At 50.9% G+C, this 16238-nt stretch carries 17 protein-coding genes; 12 read left to right on the top strand and 5 right to left on the bottom strand.

Going from position 1 to position 16238, the window contains the following annotated elements; all coding sequences use genetic code 11:
• Positions 1-239 precede the first annotated feature (239 nt).
• A complete protein-coding gene (gene ligA / locus ABD843_RS02320; RefSeq protein WP_345077897.1) occupies positions 240-2336 on the top strand; it encodes an NAD-dependent DNA ligase LigA in 2097 nt (698 codons plus the stop codon).
• Between the two features lie 74 nt (positions 2337-2410).
• Here ligA and ABD843_RS02315 read toward each other — a convergent pair whose 3' ends face one another.
• A complete protein-coding gene (locus ABD843_RS02315) occupies positions 2411-2797 on the bottom strand; it encodes a DUF6249 domain-containing protein (protein WP_345077894.1) in 387 nt (128 codons plus the stop codon).
• 219 nt (positions 2798-3016) lie between these two features.
• Between ABD843_RS02315 and ABD843_RS02310 the strand changes: the two genes are divergently transcribed.
• Both ABD843_RS02310 and ABD843_RS02305 read left to right on the top strand, forming a co-directional pair.
• Positions 3017-3586 carry an RNA polymerase sigma factor gene (locus tag ABD843_RS02310; protein ID WP_345077891.1) on the top strand — a complete coding sequence of 190 codons (570 nt, stop codon included), beginning with the start codon at positions 3017-3019 and terminating at the stop codon, positions 3584-3586.
• A gap of 102 nt (positions 3587-3688) precedes the next feature.
• Entirely contained in the window at positions 3689-4192 is a 504-nt protein-coding gene (locus ABD843_RS02305) for an anti-sigma factor (RefSeq protein WP_345077888.1), read from the top strand.
• Positions 4193-4399: 207 nt separating this feature from the next.
• On the opposite strand, the gene ABD843_RS02300 is transcribed toward ABD843_RS02305, so the two are convergent.
• From ABD843_RS02300 to ABD843_RS02285, 4 genes are read right to left on the bottom strand one after another with little or no spacing between them, the layout of a single operon-like run.
• Positions 4400-4684, bottom strand: a complete 285-nt coding sequence (locus tag ABD843_RS02300; RefSeq protein WP_345077885.1) for an SRPBCC domain-containing protein — start codon at positions 4682-4684, stop codon at positions 4400-4402.
• 45 nt (positions 4685-4729) lie between these two features.
• Positions 4730-5704, bottom strand: a complete 975-nt coding sequence (locus tag ABD843_RS02295; protein WP_345077882.1) for an ion channel — start codon at positions 5702-5704, stop codon at positions 4730-4732.
• On the bottom strand, positions 5664-7127 hold the full coding sequence (locus ABD843_RS02290; RefSeq protein WP_345077880.1) for a lipopolysaccharide biosynthesis protein: 1464 nt from the start codon (positions 7125-7127) through the stop codon (positions 5664-5666). The genes ABD843_RS02295 and ABD843_RS02290 overlap by 41 nt, the downstream gene beginning before the upstream one ends.
• Complete coding sequence (locus tag ABD843_RS02285) at positions 7105-7584, bottom strand: acyltransferase (protein ID WP_345077877.1); 480 nt, start codon at positions 7582-7584, stop codon at positions 7105-7107. The genes ABD843_RS02290 and ABD843_RS02285 overlap by 23 nt, the downstream gene beginning before the upstream one ends.
• 176 nt (positions 7585-7760) lie before the next feature.
• Between ABD843_RS02285 and ABD843_RS02280 the strand changes: the two genes are divergently transcribed.
• The 9 genes from ABD843_RS02280 (at position 7761) to ABD843_RS02240 (ending at position 16217) form a co-directional block, all read left to right on the top strand.
• A complete protein-coding gene (locus ABD843_RS02280) occupies positions 7761-7919 on the top strand; it encodes a hypothetical protein (RefSeq protein WP_345077874.1) in 159 nt (52 codons plus the stop codon).
• Between the two features lie 183 nt (positions 7920-8102).
• Entirely contained in the window at positions 8103-8534 is a 432-nt protein-coding gene (locus ABD843_RS02275; RefSeq protein ID WP_345077871.1) for a hypothetical protein, read from the top strand.
• A 156-nt stretch (positions 8535-8690) separates the two neighbouring features.
• On the top strand, positions 8691-9185 hold the full coding sequence (locus tag ABD843_RS02270) for a hypothetical protein (protein ID WP_345077868.1): 495 nt from the start codon (positions 8691-8693) through the stop codon (positions 9183-9185).
• A gap of 119 nt (positions 9186-9304) precedes the next feature.
• On the top strand, positions 9305-11242 hold the full coding sequence (locus ABD843_RS02265) for an LTA synthase family protein (RefSeq protein WP_345077865.1): 1938 nt from the start codon (positions 9305-9307) through the stop codon (positions 11240-11242).
• Between the two features lie 92 nt (positions 11243-11334).
• Entirely contained in the window at positions 11335-12540 is a 1206-nt protein-coding gene (locus ABD843_RS02260; RefSeq protein WP_345077862.1) for a DegT/DnrJ/EryC1/StrS family aminotransferase, read from the top strand.
• A 12-nt stretch (positions 12541-12552) separates the two neighbouring features.
• A complete protein-coding gene (locus ABD843_RS02255; RefSeq protein ID WP_345077859.1) occupies positions 12553-13107 on the top strand; it encodes a hypothetical protein in 555 nt (184 codons plus the stop codon).
• A gap of 26 nt (positions 13108-13133) precedes the next feature.
• On the top strand, positions 13134-14213 hold the full coding sequence (locus ABD843_RS02250) for an iron-containing alcohol dehydrogenase family protein (protein WP_345077856.1): 1080 nt from the start codon (positions 13134-13136) through the stop codon (positions 14211-14213).
• Between the two features lie 85 nt (positions 14214-14298).
• Positions 14299-15132 carry a 3-deoxy-8-phosphooctulonate synthase gene (kdsA, locus tag ABD843_RS02245; RefSeq protein ID WP_345077854.1) on the top strand — a complete coding sequence of 278 codons (834 nt, stop codon included), beginning with the start codon at positions 14299-14301 and terminating at the stop codon, positions 15130-15132.
• Between the two features lie 68 nt (positions 15133-15200).
• Entirely contained in the window at positions 15201-16217 is a 1017-nt protein-coding gene (locus ABD843_RS02240) for a transaldolase family protein (protein WP_345077852.1), read from the top strand.
• Positions 16218-16238 lie beyond the last annotated feature (21 nt).

Genomic DNA, 16238 nt, shown 5'->3' with positions numbered 1-16238 from the left:
AACCCGCTATGATGTGACAGCACCTGCTACTTCTGTAGCACTCCCTTACGACCTCGCAGCAGGCATGTACATGTGCCACTTCCAGGGACCTGATGGAAATGCTACAACTGTAAGACTCATGTATAAGCCATAAAAGACCAATAAGTTCTTAATAGGCAAGGAGCCCGGGAGACGATCCCGGGCTCTTTCGTTCATAAGCATTCGAGCATTTCTTCACCCGAAACTGCTTATTTTGCGGTATGTATACATCGGATGATGAGAAGCGCCTTTATGCGCAGGCAAAACAATTGTTGGAGCATGATACCGGCAATGCAGCAGATACCGTGGTAAAGCTACGCGAGGCAATAATATATGCCGACTGGAAATACTATGTGCAAAGCGCTCCCATGCTGGCCGATGTGGAATATGATGGCCTTTTCAAAAAGCTGAAGGACCTGGAAAAAGAACATCCCGGACTGGTGACGGACGACTCTCCTACGCAGCGCGTGGCCTATGGTCTGAGCGAGCGTTTCCCTGCAGTGAGCCACCTGGTGCCTATGCTGAGCCTTGACAATACATACAATGCCGGGGACCTGACCGACTGGGACCGCCGCTGCCGCGAACTGGCAGGCGTGGAACAGGTGACCTACTGTGTGGAGCCCAAGTATGACGGAGCCAGCGTATCGGTGATATACGAGGACGACAAGCTGGTGCGCGGCGCTACGCGCGGCGATGGTGTGATGGGTGAGGAAGTGACCGTGAACGTGAAACAGATAAAGGCCATACCGCTATCGGCACCGCTGCACAAATATGGCATAAAGCAACTGGAGATACGCGGAGAGATAGTGATACATAAAAAAGTATTTGAAGAGTATAACAGGCAACGCATGGCCAATGGTCTGGAACCACTGGCCAATCCGCGCAATGCAGCATCGGGCACACTGCGCATACTAGACCCATCAGAGGTGCGCAAACGCGGACTGAATGCCATTCTGTACAGCATCAGTCACCATACGTTGCTACCCGGCGCGGCAGAACCCGATGTACTGAACACACACCGCGGTTCGCTGCAGTGGCTGTACGATATGGGTTTCCCGGCGCCGGCCAGGGAAATGAAGGTATGTACCAGCATAGAAGAGGTGATAAAATATTGTATAGAATTCGAAGAGCGCAGGGACGACCTGCCCTTTGAGGTAGATGGACTAGTGATAAAGGTGAACGATATGGCGCTGCAGGAAAAGATGGGCATGACATCGCACCACCCGCGGTGGGCAGTGGCATATAAATTCAAAGCGAGGCAGGCAACAAGCAAGCTGCGCCGCGTGGAGTTCCAGGTGGGGCGTGTGGGGTCGGTGACACCTGTTGCCAAGATAGATCCTGTACCTATAGGGGGCGTGACAGTGACATCTATATCGCTCTTCAACGAAGACGTGATAAGAGAAAAAGACCTGCGCATAGGCGATACAGTGCTTGTAGAGCGTGCCGGCGATGTGATACCATATATAGTGAAACCACTGGCAGAGCTGCGTACGGGCGATGAAGAGCCTATAGTGTTCCCCACCCATTGTCCGGCCTGCGGCAGCCTGCTGGAAAGACAGCAGGAAGAAGCCGCCTGGCGCTGTATAAATGCCACATGCCCGGTACAGGTAACAGAGCGCATAAAACATTTTGCCAGCAAAGATGCTATGGACATACGCAGCCTGGGCGAATCGAACGTGCAGAAGTTCCATGACAGTGGGCTGTTGCCCGACATACCCGGCATATACAATATAGACTGGCAGGGAGTAAAGGCACTGGGAGGCTTTGGTGAGAAGTCGGTGACCAACCTGCAGCAGGCGATAGAGCAGTCGAAAAAGCAGCCCCTGAACAGGGTGATATATGGACTGGGTATACGTTATGTGGGCGAGACCACGGCAAAGACACTGGCCGCTGCGGTAGGGCACATACGCGACCTGTATGAATGGGACAAGGAAAGACTCTGTACCCTGCAGGATGTAGGGCCAAAAGTAGCCACATCTGTAGCAGACTTTTTTGCGCGGCCGGAGAACAAGCATATGATAGACATGCTGGATGCCGCTGGCGTGAACCTGGTGAACGAACATAAAGGACAGCAGGCCGCAGAGGGCGCGCTTACGGGTAAGACCTTCCTCTTTACCGGTACGCTGAGCCACCTGAAAAGAAGTGATGCCGAGGCTCTGGTAGAGGAAAGAGGCGGTACGATACTGGGCAGTGTAAGCAGTAAGCTGAACTTCCTGGTGGTGGGGGAAGATGCGGGGTCGAAGCTGGATAAGGCGAAGAAACTGGGATCGGTGAACATACTGACGGAGCAGGAGTTCATGACGATGGTAGGTATATAAAGCGATACTATTGAGCAGATATGCTCCGCCTATGAAGCAAGGCGGAGCATATTTTCATTACACTAATGATAGGATCACAGCTTGTCTTTCTTTTCTATTTCTTTCCAATGCCTCTTTTCTATGAAGTAGGATAATACAAGGCCTATGCCACCGCCTATGGCTATGAGGGAGAAATATATAGCGGGGTTATCCTGTTGGTAACGTTCGCCATTGGGCGTGGTGACCCAAACGGTCGTATTGATGTCTATGAAGTAAGCTATGAGCAGCCCCAGGCCTGCACCTGCAAGCAGCAGGCCCCATTTAAGATTGACGAAATGCCGTGGACGCGGATCGGAGATGCGGGGATTGATGCCACGCTCTATGAGGGCCATATTCTCTTTGTTCCTGACATATACTATGCCGAAAATGAGCAGGCAGATGGAGAGGGTGATGAATGTTACTACTATTGCTTCTGGTCCCATGTTCTATGTTATTTGTTGTTATCGGTTATATGTTATCGGATGTTGGTAGCTGTTATTGCAATGACAACAAATAGGACGAGGGGTAATGATGGGAGGTTACACAGGGAAGAAAAAAATTGAGGAAAGCAGAATAACGCTTGCACCAGTAGAAATTTCAAATATCCCTTTCACCTATTTTCTGTAACCTTTGCCACAACAACCACGTCTTAGTAGGGACACATGCACAGCAGGGAAGATGATATGGCCGTGATACAGGCAGTATTGCAGGGGCGGCAGGCCGCCTATGCAGGGCTTGTGGAGCGGTACCGGTCATATGTCTTTACGCTGGCGCTGCGGTATGTGCAGGACAGGGAAGTGGCAGAGGAGCTGGCACAGGATGTATTTGTAAAGGCCTACCGCAACCTGGCATCATACAGGGGCGAGAGCAAATTCGGTACATGGCTGTATACTATAGTGCATACTACCTGCCTGTCGCACATGCGCAAAAAGGGGAGCAATATGGTACTGCCGGGCGAGGAAAAGATGACCGTGCTGCAGGATGGCCTGCACGAGGATGCCCCGACGACCCGGCAGGAGCAGCGAAGCAGGCAGGCGTATATAGAGCAGGCGATAAGCCAGCTACCGGAGGTAGATGCGCAGGTGCTGTCGCTGTTCTATATAGGCGAACGATCGGTAGAGGAGGTGGCCAGGATAACGGGTATGACCACGACGAATGTGAAGGTGCGGCTGTTTCGCGCACGGCAAAAACTAAGGGAAATAATAGAAAGGAAGTATAAGGAACTGGTGTGACCTCTCCCTTGGAGAGGGAGGTGATATGCGAGCGCAAAGAACGAGTATAGAGGGTATAGGGGCGTATATTGAATAGTATAGAGTAACTTTATGCATTGGCATATGCAACAAAGAGAAGAAAATATAGAACAGCGGTTGTGGGAGTATATGGACGGCGCAGGCAGTGAGGCCGAGCGGGCGCATATTGCCATGCTGATACGCGAAGATGAAAGCTGGAAAACGGCCTATGAAGAGTTGCTGGCCTTTGAGCACGAGCTGGAGACCGGCATGGCGCTACAGGAGCCGCAGGCGGGCTTTGACGCACGCGTGATGGCGACCATAGCCGAACCACAACCTGTACCCATGATGCGCAAATACATAAACAGGACACTGATGAGGGGTATAGCGGCATTCTTCGTGGTGAGCATAGGTGTGACCCTGCTGGCCGTGCTGCTGACCACTAACTGGGCCGCACCAGCCACAACACTGGCACTGCACATACCCACCATAGATATGAGCGGTATACTGAACAGCACCTTTGTGAACACGGCCATAGGCATAGGCGTGGTGCTGGGGCTGGTATTTGTGGACAATACGCTGCGCGCAAGGCGGCTGCGACATGAGTAGCCCCATCTCCTAAAGGCGAGCAAGTATGAGCAGCCATTATAACAAGTAATTAGTCTTCTGCAAGGGCTTTGATACCTGTAAGTAGCTGCAGCCAGCCTTCTTCGGCACCGTGGCCATAGCGCTCTTCTCCGTTGGCTACCCTGGTATAGTCGCCCTGCGATACGGTGAGTGTTACTACCCTACCCTCTTTTTCGGTAAGTGTATGTTTTACCGCCAGGTGGTTCTCGGGCGTAAGGGATATGTGGCAAAGGGATCGATAACAGTATATTCCAGCACAGCATACGGCTCATACGTCACCACATGGCCGGTAACGAAAGTGACCTCTTTACCCTCATGCGTGCCTACCCAGTCTACCCGCGAGCCGGGCTTCCAGTCGGTAGTTACCCTGCAGCCGAACATGTATCGTGCGGTCATATCAGGGTTGATAAGGGCATCCCATATCTTTTCTTTGGGAGCGGCTATATCTATCTGGGAAAGTACGAATGGCTTCATGGTAGCGTGTGCTAAGAAACACCCCTGCAATTTACCGAAAACAAACTAAGGAACGGGCACGGTTTCGGACAGGTGGGCGGGCTCGTGGGCATTTATCTTATCCAGCTCCAGCACGGTATAGCCGCCGGTCTCGGAGCGTTCGTACATCATCTGGAATTTTGCACCGTATACTAGCTGATGGTGCGTATAGGATGTACGCTGCTGCACGGTATTGGAGAAGTGATCGTCGAATGCCTTGATGTATACCATCACCTCTATGCGGGCAGCCACCATATCCTCTTTAGAGAGCTGGTAGAGGGGGCTTTCCTCGGTGATGGGGTGTACGATCGTCCAGCTAAGGGCAAGGGAATTGAGGCGCGATATCTCCAACGGCAGCGGGTAGAAACGGGTGATCATCTTGCCATTCTCATTGACATGCATGGCAATGGTCAGCTGGGCCTCGGCATCGGTAAGATGGTTGTTCTTGTAAGTGGCCATGCGCAGCATAAGGGCCTTGCCGCTTTTGTAAGGAGAAATGAGCATATCGTCACTGAAACGGATATAGGCCTTAGGGCGGGAGAAGCGCCCATATATGAGACCCGTTACCACTGCAAAGGCCAGTATGCCCAGCAGCGACTCTGTAGAGGCAATGATATTGGTGAGCAGGCCGGTGGGCGCCACATGGCCATAGCCTACTGTAGTTAGGGTCTGGGAGGAGAAAAAGAAGGCCGCCATTACCTCGTCGAAGGTGGAGCGGGAGTGATCGACACCGGAGAGGTTCTCGACACCTACCAGGAAATATACCGAGGCAAAAAAGATATTGACCGCGGTATAGAAGACCATGATAGAGAGGAAGAAATGGCCGCGCTTCATACGCAGCAGGGTGTGGTACACAGAGGTGCGCGTCCAGATGGGCATGCCTGTCTTGCGCAGGTTTATGCTGCCATCGGCATTTACCAGGCGCCCACCCTCGGTATTGCTGTTGGTACCGAAGCCTGTGTTATCTATATTCCTTGAACTTTGTCTTTGATGCTGCGCCATGTCTTCTATGCCAGTATAGCTCTATACCCAGCGATATAGCCGCTGTGACCATAACTGCAATAGCCCCTAAAATTAGCGTAAACCTGCCGGTAAAATATATACTGCCTATATAATGAATGGCTATGAACACAGTAGCAAAAACAATGAGCTTGGCCAGCCAATTGCCCAGGGGTATGAGCCTGAGTGGGCTTATACCCAGCAGCCTGCCGGTATAGTATAGATAAAAGGCTGCCTGCAGATAGGTAGATATAACGAAACTGAGGGCCACACCGGGCAGGCCCAGCCACAGGTAAAGGGGGTACATGAGCGCACAGGCAAGAACAAGATCGGCGAGGGCGCCGGCATTGATGATGCCCCCCTTGTGCATGCGCTGCAGTACGCTGGTGAAGCTGTATGCCTTCACAGGCAGGGCCAGTACCGATATGGCGAAGATGGGTATGGCAGGTATGTACTTCTCGCTGAGCAGGTTGACGATAAGTTCGTTGCGGAAGAAGTAAAGGAAACAGAAAACCGGGAAGACGATGCAGGACAATACCCTGCCCATCTGGTTCACCAGCAGTATGGTATGCCGGGTCTCGCCGTATTGCTGCATATTGCCTGCCAGTTGCAGCAGTACAGCGCTACCCGCAGCACTAAGCAACATAGGCAGGAAGGGTATGTTCTGCGCACCATTGTAATATATGGCCGACAGACTGGCGCTGAGTACAAGGGAAATGACGAACTTGTCTATCCACGAGAAGAGCATCTGCGATATATCGTATATGCCCAAGTGCAGCCAGAGGGAGCGCACGCCGGGCACATCTACATCTTCTACCTCGTAGCCATCGGTATCTTTCTGTACCTCTTTTATGACGGCCAGGCAGTGTACAAAGGTGCGCAGCAGGCCTGCTATGAGCAGCATGGAGAATATGGCGCGGATAGAGAAACCATTACCAAGAGCATACCTGTGTATGGCGCAATATGCGAGCGCATAGAGCAGGCCGGTGACCATGAGCACATTATACCTGCGGAACACTATGAGCACCGACTCTATAATGGTATTGACGGCAAAGGAAAGTATGAAGAGGAAGGATATGAGGAAGGGCACACTACCGGCATCGTACTGCATATAGGCGAATACTGCGCTGAGCGATAGCATCCACAGCAGGAAGAGCAGGTAATACCCCCGCCTTATGCGGCTGAGGATATTGGCCAGCATGGTCTTGGAGTAGGTGATGATAAGGGCATGTATACCGAAGCACAGCAGGGGGTACATGATATTGAGCTGTATCCAGAAGTACTGGTAATTGCCGAAGGTATGCTGCGGCAGGTGGCGCGAATACCAAATGGTCACCAGGAGGTTCGCCAGCATGGGGAAGAACCTCGCGATGAAGATGAAGAACGAATTGCTCAGAAATATGTTATTTGCTCTCCGCAAAGGCATCGCATTCCTCCTTATTAAGCTGCCGGATAATGCGCGCAGGATTACCTGCTATAACACAATATCCCTGTTCGAAACTTTTGGTAACTATAGTGCCGGCGCCAACAATGGTGAAATGGCCCAGGGTGACACCCGGCAATACCACGGCCCCCATGCCCAGCCAGCAGAACCGGCCTATGACGATGGGTGCAGCAGGGGTATGCAGGTCGTTGTCTATGACATCATGATCGGCCGAGACGAGACCCACATTGGGACCTATATTGGTATGGTCGCCAATACTGATACCATTGGCAGCATTGATGTACACACCCGGCGAATCGCCGGGGAATACATTTTTGCCGCGTGTTATCCTTTCGGGGCTGTGTATGGTGCTGGTATGGTGTATGGCCCAGGAAGTACCGGCATTCTGCCGGAATATCTTCCTGAATATGAGGTCTGTGATATAGAACCCCAGGCTCATTTCCCTACGCATCCCGAAAAGCCCCCGTAAGTTATGTCCCAGACCGTTACCCATTCAATAGCTACTACTAAGACATACAAAATAAGCATAAAGACAGGAAAAATATTGTATTTATATAAATGACAGGTATTTGAATGTTTTTTGTTTATTTTTCATTTCCCAAAAACTACAAAAAAATGGATGAGAACCTATTTTATATCGTCATATTTTTCCTGGTGCTGGTGGTCATCTTCCTGGTATGCAGAGAGATAAATAACTGGTACTGGAAGATAAACGAGCGGATAACCCTGCAAAAAGAGACCAATGCACTGCTGAGTACGCCTGCAGGCTGCTGAACAGGATAGCCGTGAACACCGGTAGCGTCCCCGAGGAGACCAAGAAGATACTGGAGGACATGTTCAAAAAGCCATAACGGGCCCGGGCATATTTCTTTTTTGCGGTGGCCATATGTTATTAACTTTGCGGCCTGCTGATGGGCGGCCACTACTGCATGGTCGCTTTTTTGACGCCATTGTTACATGAAGAACCTTTCTGCGCACCTTTTGCTGGCAATATGTATGCTAACGGCATGCGGTAAGAAGGAGAAACCCGTAGACCCATATGTGGCAGCTACAGTGGGCAGCTACAAATTCTACTCATCGGGCCAGTTGGTAAAGACAACGAAGGGTACATATGGCACAGCGTCATCGATGTACATAGAGGCCGTGATGCCCGCAGGCGGGGCTACCATAAAGCTGTGGATAGCTAAATACACGGGCGCACTGGACACACTGCAGATAGACAGTGTGGATGCGGCAGCAAGTTTCGTACCCGAGACACCCAGCGTAGAGAAATTCGCGGCATATGGGCAACTGATAGTGACAGAGAGCACCCCCGTCTTCAGGGCAACGTTCGATTTCATATGCACCGATTCTACACGGGTGTATGGCGACCTGAAAGTAGCGCCTTAGAAGATCCAAAATATCAAATTCCAAATTCCAAATTCCAGATCCCAAATTCCAAAGGGCAAACTCCAAGCCCCAATACCAATATCTAATTCCCAATTCCCAAAGACGTAGAATATATTTTCGTAACTTACGTTATAACAATAAGACAAGTCTGCCCCTGTGCCTTTCGAGATAAGGAAATATAAGGAACCGCTGACGGCTGGCGAAGTGAGCTTCCTGGTGAACAAGGAAGCAAAAGAGCGCCGCCAGTACTATTCGGTATACCGGGTGCTGATGGCTGCCAGCTTTCTGGTACCGTTCATCACGTCGTGGTACAGGGCATATGAGGGTGCGCCGAACGCATTTTCGTACATAAGGTTCTTTGTTACAACAGGCATTCTGCTCACCATAGTATCGGTAGCTACCTATGCCAGCTACCGGCATTTTCACCATAAGCTCATAATGGACCTGCGGGAGCGCACCAAGACCATAGAGACGAACTTCATAACCAAAAAGATATTCGTTGCCACGAAGAATTCCTACTATTTCTACACCGACTCCCGTACCAAGATAAGTATAGAGGTATCGCCGGAATACTTTACGGCCATGAAGGAGGGCGATGAGGTGAGCATGGAGTATACCACGCACTCAAAGCTGTACCTGGGCTATTTCTAAGCCTGTAACGCATACCGCCTCCATCATTTCCAGTTTGGCACCATTATTGCTTTTGTTTGGCATCTGCATGCACTGATGCTGCAGACCGGCCACCTACCCTGCCGGCAACCCATACCCTTATGAGAAATTTTGTACCCGCAAGGTATATACTATCCGTATACCTGAATGGAATCCTATTCTTTACACTGTTCCGCGTATTGCTGTATATCTCCAATGCAGCCCAGCTACCCCGCAGAGACACGTTTGCTATCGTTGCACGGTCCTTTATCATGGGCCTCCGTTTCGATACCGTGATAAGCGGCTATATCCTCCTGGCGCCGTTCTTGTATGTGTTCATTCTGTGGGCGTTCGCCCGGCCACGCGCCCATGAGTTGCGCCCGGTACATACCTTACTTTTCCTGCTCTATTCGCCGTGTTTCCTTGGTTGCATCGCCGATCTGCCATTCTATGGCAACTACCAAAGCAGGCTCAACATCACGATACTCAACTGGTCGGCCTCGCCGGAATTCATACTTAAAATGATATGGCAGGACAATAAATGGCTTATGTATATAGGGCTGTGGGTAGCGATACTGTACCTGTACCACCTGCTGATGCGACGGACATTCAAAAGATATTCGACAGAAATGGCCGCGCGTATGCAGCACAGGCCGCTATCTTCAAAATGGGCTACAGCAGCGCAGGCGTTGCTATTCACAGGCTGTATACTGCTGGCCATACGGGGACGGGTAGAGGGCCGGTCGCCGATACAACCCGGAACCTCTTATTTCTGCGAATATGACCTTGCCAACAAAGCAGGCCTGAACCCCATGTTCAACCTGGTATGGAGCTGGACCGACGGATGGAAGGACGAGAACAGGCCGCTGGCATTTGTGAACGACACCATAGCGCGAGACTATGTGCAGAATTACCTGCATAGACCTGCTAACGCGCCTATACAAGTATATGATGCAGGAGACGAAAAGCGCTACAATGTGGTATTGGTATTGATGGAAAGCATGAGCGCCTACTATACTGCAGCAATGGGCAATGGCAATGCCCTTACCCCCAACCTGGACACGCTGGCAGAGCGCGGCATTTCATTCCACAATTTCTACTCGGCAGGCATACATACGTTCAATGGTATATTCTCGGTCCTTTACGGCCATCCGGCACTTATGGCACGGCATACCATGGAGGGGGCATACATACCGTCGTTCCGGGGTATGCCCTATTACTTCAAAAAGCGAGGTTATGAGACCATATATTTCACAACACATGACGGGGAATTCGATAATGTAAGCGGGTTCCTTTCTGCCAATCACATGCAGCAAATAGTGACCAAAAGCGACTACAAGGAGGGGAGGATATGGAGTGTGCTGGGAGTAGCCGATCATGAGATGTTCGACAACTCGCTGCAGACGCTGGACCAATGCCACAGCGCGGGCAGGCCGTTCTTTGCCACACTGATGACCAGCAGCAACCACAGCCCATATATATTGCCCGACAATATACCTTTCAGCCCGCATCATACCGAAGTGCGCGGGGGCTGTGTAGAATATGCCGACTGGGCCATAGGGCGTTTTATGCAGATGGCCGCATCGCACCCGTGGTACGCCAACACCATCTTCGTTTTTACAGGCGATCATGGCTCCTACGACGGGCCATCTTATGCAGGTATGCCGCTTTGCTACAACAGAGTTCCCTTTATCATATATGGGCCACACCTGGGGCTGCAACAGGCGGTAAAGAACGACCCGGGAGGACAAATAGATATTTTCCCTACCATAGTAGGCCTGCTGGGCGGCTATAACGATCAGGCCACACTGGGTACCGATCTTTTGAGGCATCCCGGCAGATGGGCTTTTTTTAGCCAGGACGATAAAATAGGGATCACAAGCGAACATTTACTATATATATGGCATAAAGACGGACATGAGTACCTTATAGACCTGGATAATGGCAGGGAAACGGGCGGTACAGACCATAAATTGGCCGATAGTATGCGCCATCACGCCTTCTGTTTTATACAGTATTCGCAGTGGCTCAGGCAAAATGGCATGACAGGGCGGGAATGACCCGTGTACCTTCTTTTATAACAATTGTTTGTGCTTCGGCGTTACTATCTTTGCAACGCAAAAAACATCCTTCCACCACATTATACATTTTTATGCCAGGAACTGAACTATTCGGCAGCGAAGAGCGCAAAGAGATAAATGACGTACTGGAAACAGGTATGCTGTTCCGCTACAACCACGACCAGCAACGCAATGGCATATGGAAGGCCCGCGAGTTCGAGGCCGAGGTACGCCAGCTGACGGGCGCTAAATATGTACATGCGGTATGCAATGGCACGGCTGCCATAGCCACGGCGCTGGCAGCGTCGGGCATAGGCGCGGGCGATGAGGTGATAGTACCACCCTTTACCTTCATAGCCAGTGTAGAGGCAGTGCTGTTCCTGGGTGCGATACCCATATTTGCCGAGATAGACGAGACCCTGTGCCTGAGCGCAGAAGGTATAGAAAAGGCCATAACCCCCAAGACCAAGGGGGTATGCCTGGTGCATATGTGCGGCGGCATGGCCGATATGGATGCCATAATGAAGGTGGTGAACGACTACAACCTGGTGCTGGTAGAAGATGCCGGACAGGCCTTCGCGGCATCGTACAAGGGTACGGCCACCGGGCTGTTCGGTACGGCCGGCAGCTACTCGTTCGATTTTTTCAAGATAGCCACGGCCGGCGAGGGTGGTATATTCGTAACGAATGACGAAGAGGTATACAAGATAGCCGATGCCTATGCCGACCATGGCCACAACCACGAAGGCAATAACCGCGGCATGGAGCAGCACCCCGTGCTGGGCTTCAACTACCGCATAAGCGAGCTGCACGCGGCCGTGGGACTGGCGCAGACACGCAAGGTGCCACAGATACGCGAGGCCAACCGCAAACACAAAAAGATGCTGGTAGATATACTGTCGCAGACGGAGGGTATATCTTTTGCAAGGCTGGCAGACCCCGATGGGGACTCTGCTACCTTCCTGAACCTGCTGCTGCCCGATACCGATACCGCAAAACGCACCGTGGCCGAACTGAACAAGTCAGGTGTGGGCGGCTTCAACTACTGGTATACCAACATGTACCACTTTGTGAACCAGTGGGACCACCTGAAACAGATGCGTACCGCGGCTGCGCTGCCTGTGCAGAAATTCGGCTCTTCGCAGGACTATGCTGCAATGGAGCTGCCGAAGTCGCAGGAAGTAGTGGGCAGGCTCATATCGTTCGGTATACGCTGCACATGGACAGAGGAGGAAGTGACCGCACTGGCCAATAACATAGCCAAATGCGCGCAGGCGGCAATGATGGTGAATGCGTAAATAGTTCTATACATGAACATGTTCTATAAACGAGATGAACACTATAAGATACTGGGCAATTTCATGGTGGAATTTTCTACAATGGAAACCGCTTTACTTCAATATTGTTCAATCATTACTTATCTAAATTATTGCCAAGATGGGTATACTAGGTATTCTCCATTATCCCTTAGTGATAGACTGAAATTTATCAGAGACTTCATATATAAAAATCTCCCCCTCCTCCAAAACGATTGGGATAAGATTACTCAAAAAATCAATTCTGTGAATGAGGACAGACGACATCTGATTCACGGAATTGGGAGGTCAACATTATGGGCTGAGAATTTAAATACAATGTGTCCCAAAAAAGGTGAAATAATCGAAAAAGAATATAATGTTATCGATATTGAGAAAATAATCTCGGACATACAAGAAATCAAAACTGGGGATAACGGTATTCAAGGGGAGTTTCTTACTAAGTTTTGCACTCATAGATATGACCATTATAACAAGAACATTGACAATTCGTCAAAAGTCATTTACACAGTCAATGGAGAAGTACTCACAGAATTTAAAGGTGTTTAGAAAAGTTTTTATAGCTTAGGAAAATAATGCACAAGAATTTCAAGAATATAGGTAAAGTGGTCTTCGGCAGGGGTAGTTTCTCTATGCTGGAGAGCATACTGGAGGAAAGGCGCAACGAGAACAACCGTTTTTTCCTGTATGTGGTAGATGATTTCTTCAATGGCAAAGACCTGGCCACCAGACTACCGGTAAAAAATGGCGATGTGGTACGCTTTATAGATGTGGACCCGCACGAGCCTACTACCGAGCAGATAGACGAACTGCGCGATACCGTACTGAAAGAACATGGCCTGCCTGCGGGTGTGATAGGCATAGGCGGTGGCAGCATAATGGATATAGCAAAGGCAGTATCGCTGATGTTCACCAATGAGGGCTCCTCTACCCTATACCAGGGTCTGAACCTGGTAAAGAAGCCGGGCATTTACCACCTGGGCATACCTACCATATCGGGTACGGGTGCAGAGGTGTCTATGACGGCAGTGCTTACAGGACCTGAGAAAAAGCTGGGGCTGAAGTGCGACTGGACGGTATTCGACCAGGTGATACTGGATGCCGAACTGACCGTGACCGTACCCGTGGACAAATGGCTGTATACGGGTATGGATACTTATATTCACTGTATAGAATCGGAGCAGGGCACTCTGAACAATGCCTATAGCCATGCCTATGCCGAGCAGGCGCTGAAACTGTGCCGAGAGATATACCTGGGCGAGAACGCAGGCCAGAACCCCGAGAACGATGACAAGCTGATGGTGGCCAGTATGATGGGCGGCCTGAGCCTTACCTACTCGGAAGTGGGTGTATGCCATGCGCTGTCTTACGGGCTATCGAAGATACTGGGAGAGAAACATTGCTATGCCAATTGCCTGGCGTTTCAGCACCTGGAGGACTATTATGGCGAGGGCGTGCGCGAGCTGAAACAGATGCTTACCCGCCACAATGTGACCCTGCCTACCGGCCTGGCCAAAACATGGACGGACGAGCAGATAACCGCCATGGCACATGTGGCCTACAACCTGCCACATATGTGGAACCACGCCATAGGGCCCGACTGGAAAGAAAAAGTAACTATAAAGACGATAGAGGACCTCTACCGGAGAATGTAAAAAGCCCCCTTTATGCACTTAGTGAAAAAACTTTGTGTCCTTTGTGAAATATCCTTAGTGCCCCTTGTGGTAAAAAAAAAATAAAATGAGCGTTAAAAAAGTAATAGTAGGCAATATAGTATGTGGTAATGAGGAGCTGTTCCTGATATCGGGGCCGTGCGTGATAGAGGATGAAATGACGATGATGAAGACGGCCGAGAAGCTGAAGGAAGTAAGTGCGCGTATGAACATACCCATCATTTACAAATCGTCTTTCCTGAAAGACAACCGCAGCAACCTGAGCTACTATGACGGCCCGGGGCTGGACAAGGGGCTGAAGATACTGGCCAAGGTAAAGGAGCAGTTCGGCTTTACCCTGCTGACGGACATACACTACCCGGACCAGGCAGCACCTGCCGGCGAGGTGTGCGATGTGCTGCAGATACCGGCCTACCTGTGTATGCAGTCGGGCCTGCTGGTAGCGGCGGCCAAAACGGGCAAGGTGGTGAACATAAAACATGGCCAGTTCCTGGCGCCCGACAATATGAAGCATCCCGTGGGCAAGGTGGTGGCCGCAGGCAACGACCAGATAATACTGACGGAGCGCGGCTATACTATGGGCTATAACGATCTGATAGTAGACCCCCGCAGCTTTTACCATATGGCGCAGATAGGCTACCCTGTGGTGTTCGATATAACGCATTCCATACGCAAGTACGGCATACCCAGCGCCGATGCGAAAGGCGGTGCAAGGGAATTTCTGCCGGTACTGAGCCGCGCAGGTGTGGCCGCAGGTGTGGACGGCATATTCATAGAAACGCACCCCGAGCCTGAGAAGGCCCTGTGCGATGCCGCCAGCCAGCTATGCGTATATGACCTGGAAGAGTTTCTGAAACCGCTGATAGAGCTACATGCCATAGAGGTGAAATACAGGAACTGATAAAAGAGAGTATCTTGCAGGCCTTAAAGGAAAAGTAAACACACGATAACAACATAATACAACATAAAATGGAATTATATCTTGACTCGGCCAACCTAAAAGAGATCGAAGAAGGTTTCAAACTGGGGTTCCTTACTGGTCTTACCACTACACCTACCTTCATGCAGCGCGAAGGTATAACCGATATAGACGGCACTATAGTGAAACTGTCTAAAATAGTGCCTGTACTGCAGATAGAGGCGCTGGGCAATACCGCGGAAGATGTGGTAAAGGAGGCTGTGCGCCAGCTGGAACTGGGCCTGGACCCGAAAAGGACGGTCTTCAAGATACCGGTATCGCTGGAAGGCCTGCGTGCGTGCAGGATGCTGCGCGACAAGGGTCTGATGGTGAATGTACACCTGGTGTATACCCTGCAGCAGGCCTATATGGCCATGCAGGCAGGCGCTAACTATGTATGCCCGCTGGTGGGCCGCCTGCAAGACCAGGGCCATGATGCCGTGGCGCTGGTAGAGCAGTGTGTAAAAGCCGTGGAGCGCTATAAGTATGATACAAAGATCATGTTCAGCTCGGTGCGCAACTCAGAGCATGTACGCAATGCACTGAGCGCAGGCGCACATACCATAACCGTACCGCTGAAGATATTGAAGTCGCTCACGGAGAACAACTTCACCACTGTAGGTACAGAGCAGTTCCTCACTGATACCCGCCTGATGACGGTGCGTGTGAAGGATGCCATAAATGGTGTGAACCCGCTGGTACATGCCGATACCAACCTGAAGGACGCGATAGTGAAGATGACAGGTTTCGGCTTTGGCTGTGTGACCGTGGTGAACGATGCGGGCGATACCATAGGCGTATTTACCGATGGCGACCTGCGCAGGCTGCTGCAGAGCGATGGCGAGCATATACTGGACAAGAAGATAGGCGGCCTGGAATACAAAACGCCTATAAGCGTGAATGTGGACGCCCTGCTGAACGATGCCGCGGTCATCTTCAAGAAGACGAGCGTGGACACCATACTGGCCGTGGACAGCAACAACAGGCCTGTGGGCATGCTGGACATACAGGACCTGAAGGGTTTTTAAGTCGAAAGTAGATAGTAATTA

This window comes from Nemorincola caseinilytica, from assembly GCF_039540515.1.
GTDB lineage: Bacteria > Bacteroidota > Bacteroidia > Chitinophagales > Chitinophagaceae > Nemorincola > Nemorincola caseinilytica.
This window is presented reverse-complemented; position numbering and strand designations above follow the sequence as displayed.